Genomic DNA, 20,842 nt, shown 5'->3' on the forward strand with positions numbered 1-20,842 from the left:
GGAAGCTAAGCCTTTCAGCGCCGATGGTACTGCAGAGGGGACTCTGTGGGAGAGTAGGACGCCGCCGAACAATTTTTGTGGAATGCCTCGTCGGGAACTTCGGTTCCCGGCGGGGCATTTCTGCATTCCCGGAACGAAACCGCACCCCGAGTACATCATTATGTTGGCACTCGGAGGTGCCTGTACGTATGCGGTGGCAACGTAGAGCGGTGCCGTACGGGAGTGAGAGCGCACCCGCGTCCGAGATCCTGCCCGTAGCCGTAGCCGTAGCCGTAGCCGTAGCCGTAGCCGTAGCCGTAGCCGTAGCCGTAGCCGTAGCTCCGTGTTGTGGGGAGACGTTGGGTGTATAGAGCTGGTGGGGGGAGGCTCGTTAGAGGCGGCCGGTGGACTTGAGGGTGAGGTAGGCGTCGGCGAGGTCGGGGGCGAGATGGTCCGGGGTGGAATCGATGACGGTGATTCCGTGATGGCGCAGGCGGTCGGCGGTGCGGCGGCGGGCGGAGCGGTTCTGTTCCGCGGCTGCTGCTGCGTAGACGGCCTGAGGTGTGTGGCGTCCGGCGGCCATCTCTTCGATGCGGGGGTCGGCCACGGCGGCGACGATGAGTTCGTGCCGCTGGGTGAGCCCCGGGAGGACCGGGAGCAGTCCTTCTTCCACGGGTGCGGCGTCGAGGCCGGTGAAGAGGACGATGAGGGAACGGCGTGGTGCGCTGCGGTGAATGGTCGCGGCCAGGCCGCGGGGGTCGGCCTCGATGAGTTCTGATTCGAGGGGCGCCAGTGCGTTGGTGAGGGACGGCAGGAGATCGCGCGCCGTGCGGCCCTGTACGGAGGCGCGTACGCGGCGGTCGTAGGCGAGAAGGTCCACCTTGTCGCCGGCTCGTGCGGCGAGTGCCGCGAGCAGGAGGGCGGCATCCATGGAGGCGTCGAGGCGTGGGGTGTCGCCGACGCGTCCGGCCGACGTGCGACCGGTCTCCAGGACGAGCAGGATGCGGCGGTCGCGCTCGGGGCGCCAGGTGCGGACTGCGACCGTCTGCCGGCGGGCGGTGGCGCGCCAGTCGATGGAGCGCGTGTCGTCGCCCGGGGTGTAGTCGCGGAGGCTGTCGAATTCGGTGCCTTCGCCGCGGGTCAGGATGCTGGTGCGGCCGTCGAGTTCGCGGAGCCGGGCCAGCTTCGCCGGGAGGTGTTTGCGGCTCGTGAAGGGCGGGAGTACGCGCACGGTGCCCGGTACGTGATGGCTGCCCTGCCTTGCCGCGAGGCCGAGCGGCCCGTGGGAGCGGACGGTGACGCGGACGGCGCGGTGATCGCCTCGGCGGGTGGGGTGGAGCACGGTGGTGAGGCGCCGGCGTTCTGCGCCGGGTATGCGGACCGTGTGGCGGGATGCAGGAATGCCGGCGTCGGCAGTGAGGGTGCTCGGTGGCCAGGCATCGCGGATGGTGGCGCGGAGAGTGCGGCGGTCCGGGTTGGTGACGGTGAGGTGAGTTTCCGCGTCTCCTGTTAGTCGAACGGACGTGTCACCGGTCCGGGTGAAATGGAGCTTTCGCACTGGCGCGGCGAGGGCCAGGTCGCACAAGATTGCTATCAGCAGGGCGAGTTGGACGGTGAGGATGCCGAGCCAACCGGGAAGTACGAAGCCGACGAAGAGGGCTCCGAGTGCGGAGATGAGGACGGTGCGTCCGGTGAGGGCCACGGTGTCGTCTCAGCGGGGGACGGGGAGGTGGGCGAGCACAGCGTTGATGACGGAGTCTGCGGTGACTCCCTCCATCTCGGCTTCCGGGCGGAGCTGGATGCGGTGGCGGAGTGTGGGGAGTGCGAGGGCTTTGACGTCGTCGGGAATCACGTAGTCGCGGCCGGTGAGCCAGGCCCAGGCTCGGGAGGTGGAGAGCAGCGCGGTGGCGCCTCGTGGGGAGACGCCGAGGGAGAGCGAGGGGGAATCGCGGGTGGCACGGCAGATATCGACGATGTAGCCGGCGATGTCGGGGGAGACGGCGGTCTCGGCGACTGCGGCTCGGGCTGCTTCGAGGTCAGTAGCAGAGGCTACGGGGCGAAGGCCCGCCGCGGTCAGGTCGCGGGGGCTGAAGCCGTCGGCATGGCGGGTCAGGATGTCGATCTCGTCCTGACGGGCCGGCAGCGGGACGGTGAGCTTCAGCAGGAAGCGGTCCAGTTGGGCCTCGGGGAGCGGATAGGTGCCTTCGTACTCCACCGGGTTCTGTGTGGCGGCGACGAGGAACGGCTCGGGGAGGGGGCGAGGCGTTCCGTCGACGGTGACCTGGCGTTCTTCCATCGCTTCGAGCAGGGACGCCTGGGTTTTGGGAGGGGTGCGGTTGATTTCGTCGGCGAGAAGGAGGTTGGTGAAGACGGGGCCCGGCTGGAAGGAGAACTTGGAGCTGCGTGCGTCGTAGACCAGGGATCCCGTGACGTCGCTGGGCATCAGGTCCGGGGTGAACTGGACGCGCTTGGTGTCGAGTTCGAGTGCGGCGGAGAGCGCGCGGACGAGCAGGGTCTTGGCGACGCCGGGGACGCCTTCGAGGAGCACATGTCCGCGGCAGAGCAGGGCCACGACCATGCCGGTGACTGCGGAGTCCTGGCCGACGACGGCCTTGGCGATCTCGGTACGCAGGGCCTCAAGTGAGGCTCGGGCACTGTCAGCGGTCGGGGTGCTCACGGGGGGCGTGCCTCTCTTGGGAAACGATCGAGGTGGTGAGGTCGTCGAGTTGATCGGCCAGGTGCACGAGGGCCTTGTCGTCGGCCGGGGCCGGTCCGAAGAGGAGTGCGGACAGCTCGGCCGGAGTGTCGGTGGCCTGGGGCAGATGGGAGTGGACGGCCGGGAGAAGGATGTCGGGGGTGTGGGCGTGCGCGGGAGGCACGCCGATGAGGGGGGCGAGCCGGGTGCGGGTCGCTGAGCGCAGGACGGCGGAGGCCCGGTCGCGGGCGTTGGCCTGCTGGTAAAGGCGGGCGTGTCCCTCTGTGGTCTCGGCGGCCGGGACGGTGACCGGGAGCCGCTCGGGGACGAGAGGGCCGAGTCTGCGGGCGCGCCAGAGGGCGGCGAAGCCTGCGGCGCAGGCGAGTTGGAGAAGGCCCCAGCTCCAGCCGGAAGGGATGAGGTCGAGGAATCCGCGTTGCTCGTTCCGGGCGGATGCCGGGTCGCTGAGGGAGGGGAGGTACCAGACCAGATGATGGTGCGCGCCGAGGAGTTGAAGGGCGAGCGAGGCGTTGCCGCGCTCGGCGAGACGGTGGTTGTAGAGGAATTCGGGGGAGCCGAGAAGCAGGACGTCCCGGCCCGCGTCGGGGGCCGACAGGTGCAGGAGGGTGGGCAGGCCGTTACCGGAGTAGCAGCGGTCTGCGGCCGTGTCAGGAGGCGCCGCGTAGCGCACACCTCCCATGAGGGCGTCTCCGGCCCGCCGTGCGTCGGGCAGGGAGCAGCCGGGCGGGCGCGGCTCGACGGTGATCGGGGGCTCCGCCGTCACCTGCGGGACGAACGGCTTGAGCGCGGTGGTACCCGGGGCGAGGAGGACGGTGCGGCCGGCGGTGTGTGCCGTGGCGGTACGCAGCCCCGTCAGCTGCCGTCGGGTGAGGATGTCCGGATCGCTGACGAGGAGCGTGGTGCCGGGGCCCGCAGCGGCGGCGGCTTCCTCGGCCGTGGTGACGACCTTGGTGGTGACGCCGTGATCCGCCAGCAGCGTGGCCAGGGCCCGGCTTCCGAGGGGGTCGGCCGAGCGGGGGTCGAGCCGGCCGTGCTGCTGCCCGGACTGAAGGGCGGCGAGAACCACTCCGCAGATGACGAGGAGCAGGAGCGCGTACAGCAGTCCGCGGGACCGCAGCCATATTCGGCGGCCGGAGGGCGCGAGGGAGGACGTGCTCGAGGTGGGGGCGCTCATCGCCGACTCCCGGCGGCGGGGGCTGCCAGTTGGGGCTTGTCCTGCTGCAGGTCTGTGTCGAGGGCGCTCATCAGGGCGTATGCGTCCGCGGTGCCGGGGTGTCCGCCGTATGTGATGTCGTCGAAGGCGCGGGCCGCCGCGCGCAGTCGCTCGGCGTACGTGGGGAACACGCGTCCCGCCTCGGCCGCCGCCTCGTCGGCGGTGCGCCCTGGCCCCGGAGTGAGCAGTACCCGCTCTTCGAGGGAGAGCACGATCGCTCGCAGGCGCTCTTGGACCGCGTGGCTCCAGTGGCCATCGGCGGCGTACCGGTCAGCGGCGGAGCGGTGCTCGGCGGCGGTACGGGGGGTGTCGGCGAAGAGGGCGCGGCTGGTGGCCGGCGTGCGGCGGATCGCGCCGAGCCGCAGGCGGAGCGCCACGAGGAGCAGGACGACGGCGGCGGCGATGACGAGCAGACCCGTCCAGCCGCCCGGTGTCACGCCGGCGGCCGCTTGGAAGAGGGCGTCGACGTGGTCCCAGAACCAATTGAGGGCGCGCTGGATGGGGTTGGGGTCGTGCTGGTGGTACCGCGGGTCGGACAGCTCGCGCTCCGCTGCTTCGCGGGCGGGAACGCGAGGTATTCGCACCGGCCCGTCGTCGGAGCGCGCCATGAGCCGGCCCAGCGCGACCGCGATCCCCCCTGTGGTCACTGCATCAGCTTCCCGGAGCGGGGTCGGTGGAGTGCGGCCCGGAGCCGTCCGCGGTGGCTTCGGGATCGGTGGCGGGGGAACTGCCGGGCTCGGTCTTGGTGAGGTCGGCGGCGCCTGTGGCCCTGGGCTCGGGGACGGTGGTGTCCGCCGGGCGGGCGGAGGCGTCGGCTGCGGGCCCGGCGGGGTCGGGAGTGCCGGGCGGGGGAGGGGTGGCGGAAGCCGTGGTGGCGGCCGGTCCGGAGGCGGCCGGGGAGCCGGTGGTGGGGTGGCTGCCGGTGTGCGGCCGCGGGGTGGCGGCGTGGGTTCCGTAGCCGGGGAGGCCGGCGGCGCGGGCGAGTTCGAGGTCGAGGGCCTCGCGGCGGATCCGCTGATCCATGTAGAGGAGCGCGGTGACGCCGGCGCTGATCGGGAAGGTGATGGCGGAGCTGATGACGGCGCCGATTCCCAGGACGGTCAGGAACGTCCAGCCGGTCGAGTTGCCGGCGCCGTTGGCCCAGTCCATGAGGCTGTCGCCGCCGATGAGGAAGGAGATCAGGGTGGCCGGGATCTGGACGATGAACCCCACGATGCCGATCAGCAGGTACGTCAGCAGCTGGATGCCCAGAACACGCCACCAGGAGCCGCGGACGAGCTTGGCGGAGCGTCGCATCGACGCGGTGACGCCCTGCTTCTCCAGCATCAGGGCCGGCGAGGCGAGGCTGCAGCAGACCCACAGCCAGACGGCGGCCACGGTGCCGGCCAGGCCACCGAGCAGGCCGAGCGCCAGGCCGACGGGGGCAGAGCCCAGCGTGGCGATGACGATGCCGGGGACGATGCTCACCACAATGACGGCGGTGAGGAGCAGCGGCAGCAGAACCAGCAGGCCGAAGAGCCGCGGCAGTTGGGGCCGCGCCTCCTGCCAGGCTTCCCCGGTGCTGACCGAGCGGCCGAGGACGGCCCGGCTCACGACGATGGTGAGCAGCCCGGTGGCGGTGATCGTGGCGAGCAGTCCGATCACCGAGGTGAGGGCGCTGGCGGTGAGCGTATTGCCGGCCTCGCGCAGGGCCTCGCCGATCGACGTGTCCGGGGTGCTCTCCAGGGTCGGTGTCCGGTCGGTGCCCTGGAACCACACTCCCGTGACGAGGGTGATGGCGGTCTGGGCGATGACCGCGATGACCAGCGAGATGCCGAGAACGGTGCGCCAGTGGGCGCGCATGGTCGCCACCGCGCCGTCGAGGATCTCGCCGACGCCGAGCGGGCGCAGCGGGATGACCCCGGGCTTGGCCGCGTGGGGGCCGGGAGCCCAGCCGCCGCCCCAGCCGGGGCCGCCGTTCGGGCCGGGCGGCCGGGCGCCGCCCCAGCCGCCACCGGAGTCGGCGCGCCCGCGGGGGCCGGGGCCGCTTTGACCGGGGATGGTGCCGGGGGCGGACCACTGGCCGGCGGGCGGCTGCTGCCTGGACCAGTTCGGTGGCGCGGGCTGCTCGTCGGTCCCGGGTCGGCCCTCCGGTACGGGTGGCTGGGTGGGGTGCTCCTGGGTGCCGCGGTCCGGCTCGTCGGAGGGGGCGGATCCGGGCGAGGCCCAGCCCGGAGAGTTGTTCATCGTCGCTCCTTCATGCTGCCCGTCCGCCAAGGCGGGCGGGGACCGGCGTCCGCGGTGGCAGTCATCGTGTCATGGCGGGTGGCTTTGCGTACCCGGGGCCTGAGAGGTGGGGGACCTTCTGTCCGGACGGCGGTCACCGGCAGACTGAGCGGATGGTCGATCGGTGCGAGGTATCAGGAGCGGGCGTTGCGACGTCCGCAGTCCCGTCGTTGCGTTGGGCTGATCCGCCCGAAGGGCCGGTGGTGGTGCTGCTCGATCAGACCCGGTTGCCGGTGGAGGAAGCCGAGTTGGCCTGTGCGGATGTGCCTGAGCTGGTGCAGGCTGTCCGGACTCTGGCGGTGCGCGGTGCTCCGCTGCTGGGTATCGCGGGTGCTTACGGCGTCGCGCTGGCCGCGGCGCGCGGGGACGACGTGGAGGAGGCGGCCGAGGTGCTGGCGCATGCCCGGCCGACGGCGGTCAATCTCGGGTACGGCGTGCGCCGGGCGGCTGCCGCGTATCGGGCGGCGGTGGGTGTCGGTGCAGGTCAGGAGGCTGCCGCGGCGGCCGCGCTGGCGGAGGCACGTGCTGTGCACGCCGAGGACGTCGATGCCAGCAAGCGGATGGCGGAGCACGGCCTGCAACTTCTGGAGGAGCTGCTGCCGGCCGGCGGCCACCGGATTCTTACGCACTGCAACACGGGCGCGCTGGTGTCGGGCGGCGAGGGGACCGCCTTGGCGGTGGCGCTGGCGGCGCATCGTGGCGGTGAGCTGCGCCGGTTGTGGGTGGACGAGACACGGCCGTTGTTGCAGGGGGCGCGGCTGACCGCGTTCGAGGCGGCGCGGGCGGGGATGCCGTACACCGTGCTGGCGGACGGCGCGGCGGGTTCGTTGTTCGCCGCAGGAGAGGTCGACGCGGTGCTGATCGGCGCGGACCGGATCGCGGCGGACGGAGCGGTTGCCAACAAGGTGGGCAGCTATCCGCTGGCGGTGCTGGCCCGGTATCACCACGTGCCGTTCGTGGTGGTGGCGCCGACCAGCACGGTCGATCTGGGGACCGAGGAGGGCGCGGATATCGAGGTGGAGCAGCGCCCGGGACGGGAGGTGACCGAGTTCGCCCTGCCGTCGGTGCGGGGTGCCGATGCCGGGATTCCGGTGGCTCCGGCGGGGGCCGGGGCCTACAACCCGGCCTTCGACGTCACGCCTGCGGAGCTGGTGACGGCGATCGTGACGGAGGCCGGTGTGGTGTCTCCGGTGACCCGGGATGGGCTCGCGGAGCTGTGTTCCACGTCACGATGGAGTACGTCACGATCAGGCAATGGGATGATGGCCGAATGAAGGGACGCGTCCTGGTCGTCGACGACGACACCGCACTGGCAGAGATGCTCGGCATCGTGCTGCGCGGCGAAGGCTTTGAACCGTCGTTCGTGTCGGACGGCGACAAGGCGCTTGCCGCCTTCCGCGAGACCAAGCCCGATCTTGTCCTGCTCGACCTGATGCTGCCCGGACGGGACGGCATCGAGGTGAGCCGGCTGATCCGGGCCGAGTCCGGGGTGCCGATCGTCATGCTGACGGCGAAGAGTGACACCGTGGATGTGGTGGTCGGGCTCGAATCGGGTGCGGACGACTACATCGTCAAGCCGTTCAAACCCAAGGAGTTGGTGGCGCGGATACGAGCCCGGCTGCGGCGTTCGGAGGAGCCGGCGCCCGAGCAGCTGGCCATCGGCGACCTGGTCATCGATGTGGCGGGGCACTCCGTGAAGCGGGACGGGCAGTCGATCGCGCTGACGCCGCTGGAGTTCGATCTGCTGGTGGCGCTGGCGCGGAAGCCGTGGCAGGTGTTCACGCGTGAGGTGCTGCTGGAGCAGGTCTGGGGGTATCGCCACGCGGCCGACACCCGGCTGGTCAATGTCCATGTGCAGCGGCTCCGTTCCAAGGTCGAGAAGGACCCGGAGCGGCCGGAGATCGTGGTGACCGTGCGCGGGGTGGGTTACAAGGCGGGGCCCAGCTGATATGAGCCGGGACGGTTCGGCCCCGGGAGGAAAGCGGGGGCGCACCGTCGACCCGGCGGGTGATATGTCCTTTTCCGGGCGGCTGTCGGCGAAACTGCTGCGGGGCGGTCAGCTGCTGCCCGACGGCGCGGTCAGCGGCCCCGTCCATCCTCTGCTGCGGCTGTTCAGCCGCTGGGTGCGGCGTCCGCTGTTGCCCGCGCTGCGGCTGTGGCGGCGGAACATCCAGCTCAGGGTGGTCGCGACCACCCTGCTGATGTCGCTCGCCGTGGTGCTGCTGCTCGGAGTCGTGGTCGTCGGGCAGGTCCGCAACGGCCTGCTGACCGCCAAGGCGCAGGCCGCGCAGAGCCAGGCGGTGGGCGGTTTCGGCGTGGCCCAGAAGCTGGCCGACGGCGCCGGGGCCGGGACCACTGAGACCGATGATGCCGCTCGTACCGGGAACCGTGGCACCCAGGACTCCGCGACCTGGCTGACCAGCCTGGTCGAGCAGCTGGCCAGTGGTGGCCAGGGCGTGTTCTCGGTCGTGGCGCTCAGTTCGGACACGGAGGAGCCGTTCGGCGACGCCAGCCGTGGCACGCGCGGCCCGCGTGCCTCAGGGGACGTCGATCCGGAACGCAGCGTGCCGCGCGAGCTGCGCCGGAAGATCGAGACGAACCCCGGCACGTACCGCGAGTACACGCAGATCAAGCGCATCGGGTCGGACGACGGCGTGCCGGCGATCATCATCGGCAAGCGGCTCAACGACGCGAACAGCAACCAGTACCAGCTCTACTACCTCTTCCCGTTCACCCAGGAAGCGGAGTCGCTGAAGCTGGTGACGGGCACTCTCGCGACGGCCGGCGTGTTCGTCGTGGCGCTGCTCGGGGCGATTGCCTGGCTCGTCGTGCGTCAGGTGGTCACGCCGGTACGGATGGCGGCCGGGATCTCCGAGCGGCTGGCCGCCGGGCTCCTCCAGGAGCGGATGAAGGTCACCGGCGAGGACGACATCGCGCGGCTCGGCGAGTCCTTCAACAAGATGGCGCAGAACCTCCAGGTCAAGATCCAGCAGCTGGAGGAGCTGTCCCGGATGCAGCGCCGTTTCGTCTCCGATGTCTCGCACGAGCTGCGGACGCCGCTGACGACCGTCCGCATGGCGGCGGACGTCATTCACGAGGCGCGGGAGGACTTCGACCCGGCCACGGCGCGTTCCGCCGAGTTGCTGCGCGGGCAGCTGGACCGGTTCGAATCGCTGCTCGCCGAGCTGCTGGAGATCAGCAGGTTCGACGCGGGCGCCGCGGCGTTGGAGGCCGAGCCGGTCGATCTGCGGGATGTGGTGCACCGAGTCATCGAGGGCGCCGAACCGCTGGCCGAGCGGACCGGCACCCGCATCGTGGTGCGCGGCGCCGAGCGTCCGGTGATCGCGGAGGCGGATTCCCGGCGGGTGGAGCGGGTACTGCGCAATCTCGTCGTGAACGCCGTCGAGCACGGTGAGGGCCGCGACGTCGTGATCCGGCTGGCGTCGGGCGGCGGTCGCAGCGGCGGCGCGGTGGCCGTCGCGGTGCGCGACTACGGCGTCGGGCTCAAGCCCGGCGAGGCCGCCCGTGTCTTCAACCGTTTCTGGCGGGCGGACCCGGCGCGGGCCCGTACGACGGGCGGTACGGGTCTGGGGCTGTCCATCGCCGTCGAGGACGCCCGGCTGCACGGCGGCTGGCTGCAGGCGTGGGGCGAGCCGGGCGGCGGTTCGCAGTTCCGGCTGACCCTGCCACGTACGGCGGGCGAGGCGCTGCGCGGCTCCCCGATACCGCTGGAGCCGGAGGACTCGCGGCGCAACCGCGGGGCGGCCGGGGCGGGACAGCCGGGTACGGATGGCGCGCGCACGGCGTCCGCCGTTCCTGCCCGGCCGCCGGTGCCGGACACCGGGTCCGAGGTCCGGCCGGCCGCGGACGCTGCTCCGGCGCACGGCAGCGGAGCCCGTGCGCCGGAGCAGCCCGAGGGCGTACGGGGCGCGGAAGCGGCGCGTGAGCCGGGTGCGCGCCCAGAAGAAGCGGCCGAGGACGGCGCATCCGCCGGCGGGCCGGTGGACGACGGGCGACGGGGCGCGGATCGAGAGGGCGGGCTGCGTGGACGCTGAGCACGGACGGGATCGGGGCATCGAGCCGGAGGTCCACAGCGGCGGGGCCGCAGACCCGGAGGGGGCCGCGCGGAACCCCGCAGGTGAGGGTGGCCGCAGGCCCGCGGGCAGGCCCCGTGTGGCGCGGACGACGGCCCTGCTCGGGTCCGCCGCGCTGCTGCTGGCCGGCTGCGCCTCCATGCCGGACAGCGGGGACGTCAAGTCCGTCGAGCAGTCCCCGCGTGCCGACGGGGACTCCCAGGTGCGGGTGTACGGCGTGCCGCCCCAGGACGGGGCGCAGCCGACCAATATTGTCCGCAGCTTCCTCGACGCGACGACCAGTGACGAGGCGGACTTCCGTACGGCCACCCAGTACTTGGCCAAATCTGCACGGCGGACCTGGCGGCCGTTCCTGGTGACCAACGTGCTCCAGGAGCGTCCCAAGCCCGAGCCGAAGGCGATTCCGCACGGCCAGGATCCCGGTGGCTATACGGTCACGTTGTCCGGCAGCCAGGTGGCGACGGTGGATGACAACCACGCGTACACGCCGGAGGAGAAGCCGTACCGCCAGACGATCCACCTCATCAAGGAGGACGATCAGTGGCGGATCGACCGGCTGCCGAACGGTCTGGTCCTGGGACAGTCCGACTTCCAGCGCATCTATCAGTCCGTCAACAAGTACTACTTCGCCTCCTACAAGACGGAGTCGGAGGACCCGAAGGCGCGCCGTAATGTCCTGGTCGCCGATCCCGTCTACCTGCGGCAGCGGATAGATCCGGTCACGGCCAGCGTGCAGGCGCTGCTGTCAGGCCCCACCAACTGGCTGAACGAGGTGACCTCTTCGGCGTTCCCGCCCGGTACCCGGCTGGCGAGCCGCAGCCTGGCGCTCGGCGATTCCAACGCGTTGCAGGTGAAGCTCAGCAGGCAGGCGGTGAGCACCGACACCGACCAGTGCAAGCGGATGGCCGCTCAGCTCTTCTTCACCGTCCAGGACATGACCAGGGCGTCCAAGATCAGCGAGGTGGAGCTCCAGGACAACAACGGCAACTCCCTGTGTGTGCTGGGCCAGGACCAGGCCGAACGCGACTTCGCACCGCACCGGCGTGCCGGGCACTCCGCCGACGAGTACTACCTCGATGCCGAGCACAAGCTGGTCGCCATGTCGGACACCGCCACGGAACCGACGCCGGTGCGCGGCCCGTTCGGCTCGGGGAAGTTCCCGCTGAGCGCGGTCGGCATCTCGCGCGACGAGGGCACCGCCGCCGGGGTGTCGACCGACGGCAGATCGCTGTACGTCGCCCCGATGGAGGACGGCGCCGAGCACGGCGGGCCGCTGCTGACCAGCGCGGTCAAGAACGGCCTGACCGCGCCCAGTTGGGACGGCCTGGGGGATCTGTGGATCGCGGACCGCTCCGGGAACGGTTCGCGGCTGCTGCGGATGCGCGAGGGCAAGGGTGACCCCGAAGAGGTGGCGGTGCCCGGCCTGGGCAAGCGGCGGATCAAGGCGATCCGGGTCGCGGCGGACGGCATCCGGATCGCGATGCTGGTCGAGGACAAGGGGCGGACGACCCTTCAGCTCGGCCGGGTCGAGCGCGGTGGCTCGTCGGCGCACCCGGAGCTTTCGGTCGAGGAACTGCGTCCGATCGCCCCCCAGTTGGAGGACGTGGTCGCCGCCTCCTGGGCGGGCGGCAGCCGGTTGGTGGTCGTCGGGCGGGAGTCCGGTGGCGTGCAGCAGATGCAGTTCATGGAGACGGACGGTTCGGCGTCCAACGCGGAGACGCTGCCCGGCGTCAACGGTGTGAAGGCGGTGGCCGCGTCGGAGGACGAGACCAGGCCGCTGATCGCGGATGCCGATGACGGCATCGTGCGGCTGCCTCCGGACGCGAATTGGAAGACGGTGGCCAAGGACGGTTCGGTGCCGGTCTACCCGGGGTGACTTGGAGGGTCGGCGGCAGCGGCGGGGAGGGGTGGTCCTCCCCGCCGCTGCGTCGTTTCGCGGGGCCGCTGCCCGGCCGTCCCGGGCGGTTGTCCACAGGGGTGGCGGCGGCGTGCGGTCGGCGGGACAGTGGAGTCATGCGGGGGGTATGGCGAGAGCTGGCCGGCTTGGTGCTGCCGGTCGACTGTGCCGGGTGCGGTCGGCCGCGTACGGAGCTGTGCGGGGCGTGCCGCGGGGCGCTGGCACGCGGCGGACGGGGCGCGGGACGGGTGCGGATCGTGCCGCGGCCACGGGGGCTGCCCGGGGTGTGGGCCGGCGCGGTCTACGCCGACGAGGTGCGGGCCGTGCTGCTCGCCCACAAGGAGCGAGGCGCTCTGCGGCTCGCCGAGCCGCTGGGGGCGGCGCTGGCGGGCGCGGTGCGGGGGCTGTGCGAGGTGCGGGCGGGCGCCGGGCCGCTGCGGCTCGTGCCGGTGCCGTCGGCCCGGAGCGCGGTCGCCGGACGTGGGCACGACCCGGTGCGCAGGATCGCGCTGGCGGCGGCCGCGGAGCTGCGGCGTACGGGAGCGGCCGCGTGGGTGTGCCCGGTGCTGCGGCAGCGCCGGGCGGTGGCCGATCAGGCGGGGCTGAGCGCCCGGGAGCGGTCGGCGAACGTCGCGGGTGCCATAGAGGTGCGGGGCGGGGCCAGCGGGCCTTCTGTGGTGGCGTCAGCGGTGCTGGTGGACGACCTGGTGACGACGGGGGCGACGCTCGCGGAGGCGGCACGGGCGGTCGCGGCGGCGGGCGGCAGGGTGGTCGGGGCGGCCGTGGTCGCGGCGCCGCGCGGCACCTTCGCAACCGTCCGGAACGGAACGTGAAAACTCAACGTTGCAGGTAATGAGGAGGGAAAACCACTCAAACGGAGCCGGAGGCGGTGAGGGGGTGCCGACACCGGTCCGAGCGAGCTATGTTCGGTTGTGAGGACTTGGCGGACGCTTTGCCTCGAAATGTGGTGCTGAGTGCGTTCAGGGGCATTCGAGGCGACCCTGAAAACAGGGGGAGTGGAGAGCTTGTCCTCGGGGGAGGAGGAGGTGAAAGTCGCCAAGTCCGAGGCTTCGGCACCCACCGGAGCCTGGTGCAAGAAGGAATTGCTCCGCCCGTAGTGCGGGGCGATCCGGGAACGGAGTTCTGCGTGGACATCGTCGTCAAGGGCCGCAAGACCGAGGTGCCCGAGCGGTTCCGCAAGCACGTGGCCGAGAAGCTGAAGCTGGAGAAGGTCCAGAAGCTCGACGGCAAGGTGATCAGCCTGGACGTCGAAGTGTCCAAGGAGCCCAACCCCCGGCAGGCCGACCGTTCCGACCGAGTGGAGATCACCCTTCGCTCCCGTGGCCCGGTGGTCCGGGCCGAGGCGGCCGCCGGCGATCCGTACGCCGCGCTGGATCTGGCCACCGCCAAGCTGGAAGCGCGTCTGCGGAAGCAGCACGACAAGCGCAACTCGCGCCGTGGCAACGGCCGTATCCCGGCGAGTGACGTCGCCATCAGCGTTCCCGATGCCGCGAGCCTGAACACCCATGGCGAACTCGCCGCGGATGCGGCGGTCGAGGAGAAGGTACCGACCAAGAAGATGGGATCGCTGGACGTACAGGGTGAAGGCCCCCTGGTCGTCCGCGAGAAGACCCACTCCGCGGCACCCATGGCTCTCGACCAAGCTCTCTACGAGATGGAGTTGGTCGGTCACGACTTCTATCTCTTCGTCGATGCCGAGACCAAGCAGCCGAGCGTCGTCTACCGGCGGCACGGCTACGACTACGGCGTCATCCACCTGAACCCCGATTCGTTCGGGGAGGAAGGGCCCGGCGGCGCCGGCGGCGCGCTCGGCGGCTGACCTCATCCGTTCGGTGCCCCTGGCGCGCGCCAGGGGCACCATCGTGCCTGCGGAGGCCAGGAGTTGAGGCCGTATAGAGTTGGTGCCAGCCATGGAGTACGAGGGCACGTGACGGCGATATGCCGGGGAGACGGTCGTATGGCGTTGTTCGGGCTGGCCGCAGGGGGCTGTTGTCAACCAGCCTTATTTCCAAGCTCAGGCCGTTCGGCCGAGTAGTTGACGGGGAGGGACGATGGGGGACAGCTTCGGGCCCGTGCGCGGCGACGCGGACGATGGCGGAAGCGGTGCCGGGGGCGGCGACGGGATGCAGGCGAGCATGCCGCGCAAGGAGCCGATCAGGGTCCTGGTGGTGGACGATCACGCACTCTTCCGGCGTGGCCTGGAGATCGTTCTGGCCCAGGAGGAGGACATCCAGGTCATCGGCGAGGCCGGTGACGGCGCGGAGGCGGTGGACAAGGCCGCGGATCTGCTGCCCGACATCGTGCTGATGGATGTCCGGATGCCCAAGCGGGGCGGTATCGAGGCGTGTACCTCCATCAAGGAGGTGGCCCCCAGCGCGAAGATCATCATGCTCACGATCAGCGACGAAGAGGCCGATCTCTACGATGCGATCAAGGCCGGGGCCACGGGATATCTGCTCAAGGAGATCTCCACCGACGAGGTGGCGACCGCGATCCGGGCCGTCGCGGACGGGCAGTCGCAGATCAGCCCGTCGATGGCCTCCAAGCTCCTGACGGAGTTCAAGTCGATGATCCAGCGCACGGACGAGCGGCGGCTGGTGCCCGCGCCCCGGCTCACCGACCGTGAGCTGGAGGTACTCAAGCTCGTCGCCACGGGCATGAACAACCGTGACATCGCCAAGGAACTCTTCATCTCCGAGAACACCGTGAAAAACCACGTCCGCAACATCCTGGAGAAGCTGCAGCTGCACTCCCGGATGGAAGCGGTGGTGTACGCGATGCGGGAGAAGATCCTGGAGATCCGCTGACGCGGGCGAAGCGAGCCGCAGGCCGGCGGCGCCGTAGCGGGCCGGCGTCACCCGTAGGCATCGGCGGCCCGTACGACTCTTTCCCGGTCGGTCAGCCGCCGATGAGGGTCAGCTCACGGCGCAGCGCTGCGGCGAGTGACGCGTCGTCGCAGCGCTCCACGCGGACCGTGTCACAGCCCACCCAGCCGGCTGCTTCGTAGAGCGCCTGGGCCATCGGGCGGACGGCCTTCGGGCCCTTCATCGAGACCTGGCGGGCGATGAGCATGCTGCCGTCGCGTGCCGGATCCACCCGGCCCACCAGGCGCCCGCCGGACAGCAGGGGCATCACGAAATAGCCGTGTATCCGCTTCGGGCGGGGGACGTACGCCTCCAGGCGGTGAGTGAAGCCGAAGATCCGTTCCGTACGGGGACGGTCCCAGATGAGGGAGTCGAACGGCGAGAGCAGTGTCGTGCGATGCCGGCCGCGGGGCGGGGCGGCGAGCGCCGCGGGGTCGGCCCAGGCGGGCTTGGCCCAGCCCTCGACCTCGACGGGCAGCAGCCCGGAGTCGGCGAGCACGGCGTCGACCTGCTCGCTCTTGAGGCGGTGGTAGTCCGCGAGGTCCGCGCGGGTGGCCACCCCCATCGCGGCGCCGGCCTGGGCGACCAGCCGCCGGATGCAGGTGGCGTCGTCGAGGTCGTCCTTCAGCAGCCGCTCGGGGACGGCGCGTTCGGCGAGGTCGTACACCCGCTTCCAGCCGCGGCGCCGGGAGCAGACCACCTCGCCGTACATGAGCGCGCGCTCCACGGCGACCTTCGACTCGCTCCAGTCCCACCACTCCCCGCCGTTCTTGGCCCCGCCCAACTGGGTGGCGGTCAGCGGGCCCTCGGCCGCGAGTTGGGAGATCACCGCGTCGTACGCGGACTGCCGCAGGTCGTGGTGCCAGTGCGGGCGGGCTCGGTAGGCGCGGCGGCGGAAGGCGAAGTGCGGCCACTCCTCGATGGGGAGGATGCAGGCCGCGTGCGACCAGTACTCGAAGCTGTGGGTGTCGCTCCAGTAGGCGGCCTCGACCTTCGGGCGGGCGACCGCGCCGAGCCTGGCGTACGGAATCAGCTCGTGCGACCTGGCGAGCACGGAGATCGTGTCCAGCTGCACGGCGCCCAGGTCGCGCAGCACGCCGCGCACCCCGGCGCCGCGGTCGGGCGCGCCCAGCAGTCCCTGCGCGCGCAGCGCTATCCGGCGCGCGTCATCACGGGACAGGGCGGTCACGGGCTGCGGTCCCGGCGGTGTCACTGCGGTCATGCCGAAAGAGTAGGGGTGGCCACTGACATCGCGCCGGGGCTGTGGACAACTGCCGGTTCCTGCGGCACACGGCGGAGCCACAGGAACCGGCCACCGGGCGACCCGTGACCGGAGCCTCCCCGGTCGCTCAGTGCGTGTACGGCAGATACGGGGTCGCCTCGGAGCCCGTCCCGCCGGGGACGGACGGAACGCCGGGGACATCGGGCGCACCGGTGGCGCCCGCGGTTCCGGACGGTTCGGTGGGGTCCGGCAGGTCCGACGGGAGCAGGGAGCCGATCCACAGGTCGCGGCGGGTACCGGCGTGTACCAGTTTGGCGCGGAGCGTGCCCTCCATGCGGAAGCCGACCTTGCGGGCGACCGCCCGGGAGGCTTCGTTTCCTGCCTCGGCGAGCCATTCCAGCCGTTCCACCCCCAGGTCTTGGAAGGCCCAGCGCGCCACCGCGCGGGCCGCCTCGACGGTGTACCCCTGGCCGCGCCGCTCCTTGGCCGTCCAGTACCCCAGCTCGGCCTGGCGTTCCGGGGTGCGCAGCCGGGCGAGGCGCATCAGGCCCATCGTGCCGATCAGGAATCCGTCCTGCCGGGAGCACACGGCGAACGAGTATTCGGTGTCCTGGCGCCAGCCCTCCGGGGTGCGGGTACCGGCGAAGTGTTCGGCTTCCTGGAGGGAGTACGGCGACGGCACGGGTGTCCAGCGCGGGATGTCCGGGTCCTGACAGGCCGCGTGTACGTCGGCGGCGTCGGACGGGGCGAAGGGGCGCAGGACGAGGCGCTCGGTGGTGAGAGTGACGGGCTCCATGGAGGGAGTCTGCGGGGCGGCGGCGGGCCCGCGCGACGGGATTTCGTGGTGACGTCCGGCACCTTCTCGCGGCCTCGCGCGTTCTCGTGGGGAGGGGATACCGGGCTTCGCTGCGGCGGACCTCCCGGCCGGGCAGCGTCCTCCTTTACGATGGCCGTTGCGGCGGGGCCTGCCCCTTGGAAAAATGCCGCGCCCGCGCACTCGACCGTGCAGGCCCGACCGGCAAGGAGACCAGCCCAAGTGTCCGTCTTCAACAAGCTCATGCGTGCAGGCGAAGGAAAGATCCTGCGCAAACTGCACCGCATCGCGGGCCAGGTCAACTCCATCGAGGAGGACTTCGCGGCCCTCTCCGACGCCGAGCTGCGGGCGCTTACCGACGAGTACAAAGAGCGCTACGCGGACGGCGAAACCCTGGACGACCTGCTGCCCGAGGCGTTCGCCACCGTCCGTGAGGCCGCCAAGCGCGTGCTCGGCCAGCGCCACTACGACGTCCAGCTGATGGGTGGCGCGGCCCTTCACCTGGGGTTCGTCGCCGAGATGAAGACCGGTGAGGGCAAGACCCTCGTCGGCACCCTGCCGGCGTACTTGAACGCCCTCTCCGGCAAGGGTGTCCACCTCATCACGGTCAACGACTACCTGGCCGAGCGTGACTCCGAGATGATGGGCCGGGTCCACAAGTTCCTGGGCCTCGAAGTCGGTTGCATCCTCGCCGACATGACGCCGGCGCAGCGCCGCGAGCAGTACGGCTGCGACATCACCTACGGCACGAACAACGAGTTCGGCTTCGATTACCTCCGCGACAACATGGCCTGGTCGCAGGACGAACTCGTCCAGCGGGGCCACAACTTCGCGATCGTCGACGAGGTCGACTCCATCCTCGTCGACGAGGCCCGTACGCCGCTGATCATCTCCGGCCCCGCCGACTCCGCCACCAAGTGGTACGGCGATTTCGCGAAGTTGGTGCGCCGTCTGAAGAAGGGCGAGGCCGCCAACCCGCAGCGCGGTGTCGAGGAGACCGGCGACTACGACGTCGACGAGAAGAAGCGCACCGTCGGCATCCATGAGTCCGGTGTCAGCAAGGTCGAGGACTGGCTGGGCATCGACAACCTCTACGAGTCGGTGAACACCCCGCTCGTCGGTTACCTCAACAATGCGATCAAGGCCAAGGAACTGTTCAAGAACGACAAGGACTACGTCGTCATCGACGGCGAAGTCATGATCGTCGACGAGCACACCGGCCGTATCCTCGCCGGCCGCCGCTACAACGAGGGCATGCACCAGGCCATCGAGGCGAAGGAAGGGGTGGAGATCAAGGACGAGAACCAGACGCTCGCCACGATCACCCTCCAGAACTTCTTCCGGCTCTACGGCAAGCTCTCCGGCATGACCGGTACGGCCATGACCGAGGCCGCCGAGTTCCACCAGATCTACAAGCTGGGCGTCGTCCCGATCCCGACGAACCGCCCGATGGTCCGCATGGACCAGGCCGACCTGATCTACCGCACCGAGCCCGCGAAGTTCGACGCAGTGGTCGACGACATCGTCGAGAAGCACGGGAAGGGCCAGCCGATCCTGGTCGGCACGACCTCGGTCGAGAAGTCCGAGTACCTCTCGCAGCAGCTCGACAAGCGCGGTGTCTCCCACGAGGTGCTCAACGCCAAGCAGCACGACCGGGAGGCGTCGATCGTCGCCCAGGCGGGCCGCAAGGGCGCCGTGACGGTCGCCACGAACATGGCCGGCCGCGGTACGGACATCAAGCTCGGCGGCAACCCCGACGACCTCGCCGAGTCCGAGCTGCGCCGGCGCGGCCTCGACCCGGTCGAGCACGTCGAGGAGTGGGCGGCCGCGCTGCCGGACGCGCTGGAGCGCGCCGAGGCGGCGGTCAAGGCGGAGTTCGAAGAGGTCAAGGAGCTGGGCGGGCTCTACGTCCTGGGCACCGAGCGGCACGAGTCGCGACGGATCGACAATCAGCTGCGCGGCCGCTCCGGCCGTCAGGGCGACCCCGGCGAGTCCCGTTTCTACCTCTCGCTCGGCGACGACCTGATGCGGCTGTTCAAGGCGCAGATGGTCGAGCGGGTCATGGCGATGGCCAACGTCCCGGACGACGTCCCGATCGAGAACAAGATGGTGACCCGGGCAATCGCCTCCGCCCAGTCCCAGGTCGAGCAGCAGAACTTCGAGACCCGCAAGAACGTCCTCAAGTACGACGAGGTCCTCAACCGCCAGCGCGAGGTCATCTACGGCGAGCGCCGCCGCGTCCTGGAGGGCGAGGACCTGCAGGACCAGGTCAAGCACTTCATGAACGACACCATCGACGCCTACATCCAGGCGGAGACGGTCGAGGGCTTCGCCGAAGAGTGGGACCTGGACCGCCTGTGGGGCGCGTTCAAGCAGCTCTACCCGGTCAAGGTCACGGTCGAGGAGCTGGAGGACGAGGCCGGCGACCGCGCCGGAATCACCGCCGACTTCATCGCCGACGCCATCAAGGAGGACATCGCCGAGCAGTACGCCGCCCGCGAGGAGCAGCTGGGCTCGGACGTCATGCGCGAGCTGGAGCGCCGCGTGGTGCTGTCCGTCCTGGACCGCAAGTGGCGCGAGCACCTCTACGAGATGGACTACCTCCAGGAGGGCATCGGCCTGCGCGCGATGGCCCAGAAGGACCCGCTGATCGAGTACCAGCGCGAGGGCTTCGACATGTTCACCGCGATGATGGAGGGCATCAAGGAGGAGTCCGTCGGCTACCTGTTCAACCTGGAGGTCCAGGTGGAGCAGCAGGTCGAGGAGATCCCCGTGGAGGAGGCCGCCGAGAAGACGTCGCTGGACAAGGACGTGGCGGAAGCGGTGCCGGCCGGCGCGGGCCGCCCGGAGATCCACGCCAAGGGCCTGGAGGCGCCGCAGCGGCCGGACCGGCTGCACTTCTCGGCGCCCACGGTCGACGGTGAAGGCGGCGTCATCGAGGGTGACTTCACCAGTGACGAGGACGGCGAATCCCCGGCCCGCTCCGAGTCGGACGGGCTGACCCGCGCCGAGCGCCGCAAGGCCCAGAAGGGCGGCCGCCGCCGCAAGAAGTGAGCGGCAGCGGGTAGTTGTGCTGGTCGACGAGGGCGGAGCCCCGGGGGATTCCCGGGGCTCCGCCCTCGTTCGGTGGGGTGGTGGCTCGCGTGGCGCGGTGGCCTCCTGGGGCCGGGCTGCGGAGTTCGCTGCTCCCGGTAGGGGTGCGGTTATGGGCCGGCGGGGCCGGGGCCCGTGGAGGTGTCCCAGACGGTGGGGGTCGGGCCGATGTCCAGGGCGGCGCAGCGCCAGCGGGAGTCCGCGCCCAGTTCCAGGCGGAACGCGAGGGCGCGCAGCCGTTCGCCGGCCGCGATACGGGCGAATGCCTCGATGACGCCCTTGCGCGGCCGGTAGAGGCCGCACTCGCGCACGGTCGGGACGGAGCGGGCGAGGCCGCCGGGGCCCGGGGCGGGACGCAGCGGAGCGAGCGGCGCCAGTTCCACGAGCCGGTCGTACGCGGCGGGCAGCGCATGCCCCAGCAGCGCGTGGACCGGGCGCTCGCCGGTGAGGGTGAGCAGCAGCTGGTGCGCGAACCAGTGGTGCGGCCGGCGCTCGTGAGCGTGGCGCTGAGCGCCCGGGGTCGGCAGCGGGACCGGATGCACCGCCCGCCTGCTCACAGCCGCCGCAGCGGCCGCCGAGCGGGCGGGGGAGGGGCGACCTGCTGCGGGGGCGGTCCCCGCGCGGCCGGCCGGACCGGAACCCGCCCGGCCGGCGGGGCCGGAAC

16 protein-coding genes and 1 rRNA gene are annotated in these 20,842 nt (G+C 71.1%); 9 read left to right on the top strand and 8 right to left on the bottom strand.

The window, feature by feature from the left end; genetic code table 11:
- Positions 1-70 (top strand): 5S ribosomal RNA (rrf, locus tag LIU39_RS35785); the annotation flags it as partial.
- A 300-nt stretch (positions 71-370) separates the two neighbouring features.
- Here the strand turns inward: rrf and LIU39_RS32640 are convergent.
- From LIU39_RS32640 to LIU39_RS32660, 5 genes are read right to left on the bottom strand one after another with little or no spacing between them, the layout of a single operon-like run.
- On the bottom strand, positions 371-1,681 hold the full coding sequence (locus LIU39_RS32640) for a DUF58 domain-containing protein (RefSeq protein WP_227050572.1): 1,311 nt from the start codon (positions 1,679-1,681) through the stop codon (positions 371-373).
- 9 nt (positions 1,682-1,690) lie between these two features.
- Positions 1,691-2,656, bottom strand: coding sequence for an AAA family ATPase (locus LIU39_RS32645; RefSeq protein WP_227050573.1), 966 nt, complete (start codon positions 2,654-2,656; stop codon positions 1,691-1,693).
- Complete coding sequence (locus LIU39_RS32650; RefSeq protein ID WP_227050574.1) at positions 2,637-3,869, bottom strand: DUF4350 domain-containing protein; 1,233 nt, start codon at positions 3,867-3,869, stop codon at positions 2,637-2,639. The genes LIU39_RS32645 and LIU39_RS32650 overlap by 20 nt, the downstream gene beginning before the upstream one ends.
- A complete protein-coding gene (locus LIU39_RS32655; RefSeq protein ID WP_227050575.1) occupies positions 3,866-4,555 on the bottom strand; it encodes a DUF4129 domain-containing protein in 690 nt (229 codons plus the stop codon). Before LIU39_RS32655 ends, LIU39_RS32650 begins: the two co-directional genes overlap by 4 nt.
- A 4-nt stretch (positions 4,556-4,559) precedes the next feature.
- The gene (locus LIU39_RS32660) at positions 4,560-6,134 is read right to left on the bottom strand and encodes a DUF7847 domain-containing protein (protein ID WP_227050576.1); all 1,575 of its coding nucleotides are present in this window, start codon (positions 6,132-6,134) and stop codon (positions 4,560-4,562) included.
- Positions 6,135-6,286: 152 nt separating this feature from the next.
- Between LIU39_RS32660 and mtnA the strand changes: the two genes are divergently transcribed.
- From mtnA to LIU39_RS32695, 7 genes are all read left to right on the top strand, one after another.
- Positions 6,287-7,447 carry an S-methyl-5-thioribose-1-phosphate isomerase gene (gene mtnA, locus LIU39_RS32665; protein WP_227050577.1) on the top strand — a complete coding sequence of 387 codons (1,161 nt, stop codon included), beginning with the start codon at positions 6,287-6,289 and terminating at the stop codon, positions 7,445-7,447.
- Positions 7,444-8,121, top strand: coding sequence for a two-component system response regulator MtrA (gene mtrA / locus LIU39_RS32670; RefSeq protein ID WP_227050578.1), 678 nt, complete (start codon positions 7,444-7,446; stop codon positions 8,119-8,121). The genes mtnA and mtrA overlap by 4 nt, the downstream gene beginning before the upstream one ends.
- Before the next feature lies 1 nt (position 8,122).
- Positions 8,123-10,228, top strand: a complete 2,106-nt coding sequence (gene mtrB, locus LIU39_RS32675; protein WP_372464132.1) for an MtrAB system histidine kinase MtrB — start codon at positions 8,123-8,125, stop codon at positions 10,226-10,228.
- A gap of 178 nt (positions 10,229-10,406) precedes the next feature.
- Positions 10,407-12,143: an LpqB family beta-propeller domain-containing protein gene (locus LIU39_RS32680; RefSeq protein WP_227050586.1), complete on the top strand. Its 1,737-nt coding sequence runs from the start codon at positions 10,407-10,409 to the stop codon at positions 12,141-12,143.
- Positions 12,144-12,280: 137 nt separating this feature from the next.
- Positions 12,281-12,997 (top strand): ComF family protein, encoded by a 717-nt coding sequence (locus LIU39_RS32685; RefSeq protein WP_227050579.1) that lies wholly within the window; start codon positions 12,281-12,283, stop codon positions 12,995-12,997.
- 314 nt (positions 12,998-13,311) lie between these two features.
- Complete coding sequence (hpf, locus tag LIU39_RS32690; RefSeq protein WP_227050580.1) at positions 13,312-14,004, top strand: ribosome hibernation-promoting factor, HPF/YfiA family; 693 nt, start codon at positions 13,312-13,314, stop codon at positions 14,002-14,004.
- A 232-nt stretch (positions 14,005-14,236) separates the two neighbouring features.
- On the top strand, positions 14,237-14,992 hold the full coding sequence (locus LIU39_RS32695; RefSeq protein WP_227050581.1) for a response regulator: 756 nt from the start codon (positions 14,237-14,239) through the stop codon (positions 14,990-14,992).
- A 91-nt stretch (positions 14,993-15,083) separates the two neighbouring features.
- Here the strand turns inward: LIU39_RS32695 and LIU39_RS32700 are convergent, their stop codons facing one another.
- Positions 15,084-16,271, bottom strand: a complete 1,188-nt coding sequence (locus LIU39_RS32700; RefSeq protein ID WP_227050582.1) for a winged helix-turn-helix domain-containing protein — start codon at positions 16,269-16,271, stop codon at positions 15,084-15,086.
- A gap of 127 nt (positions 16,272-16,398) precedes the next feature.
- Positions 16,399-17,067, bottom strand: a complete 669-nt coding sequence (locus LIU39_RS32705) for a GNAT family N-acetyltransferase (protein ID WP_227050583.1) — start codon at positions 17,065-17,067, stop codon at positions 16,399-16,401.
- 240 nt (positions 17,068-17,307) lie between these two features.
- Between LIU39_RS32705 and secA the strand changes: the two genes are divergently transcribed.
- Positions 17,308-20,139, top strand: coding sequence for a preprotein translocase subunit SecA (gene secA / locus LIU39_RS32710; RefSeq protein ID WP_227050584.1), 2,832 nt, complete (start codon positions 17,308-17,310; stop codon positions 20,137-20,139).
- 149 nt (positions 20,140-20,288) lie between these two features.
- Here secA and LIU39_RS32715 read toward each other — a convergent pair.
- The coding region (locus LIU39_RS32715; protein ID WP_227050585.1) for an Rv3235 family protein at positions 20,289-20,842 on the bottom strand (554 nt) is incomplete at its 5' end.

Source organism: Streptomyces pinistramenti, assembly GCF_020564935.1.
GTDB lineage: Bacteria > Actinomycetota > Actinomycetes > Streptomycetales > Streptomycetaceae > Streptomyces > Streptomyces pinistramenti.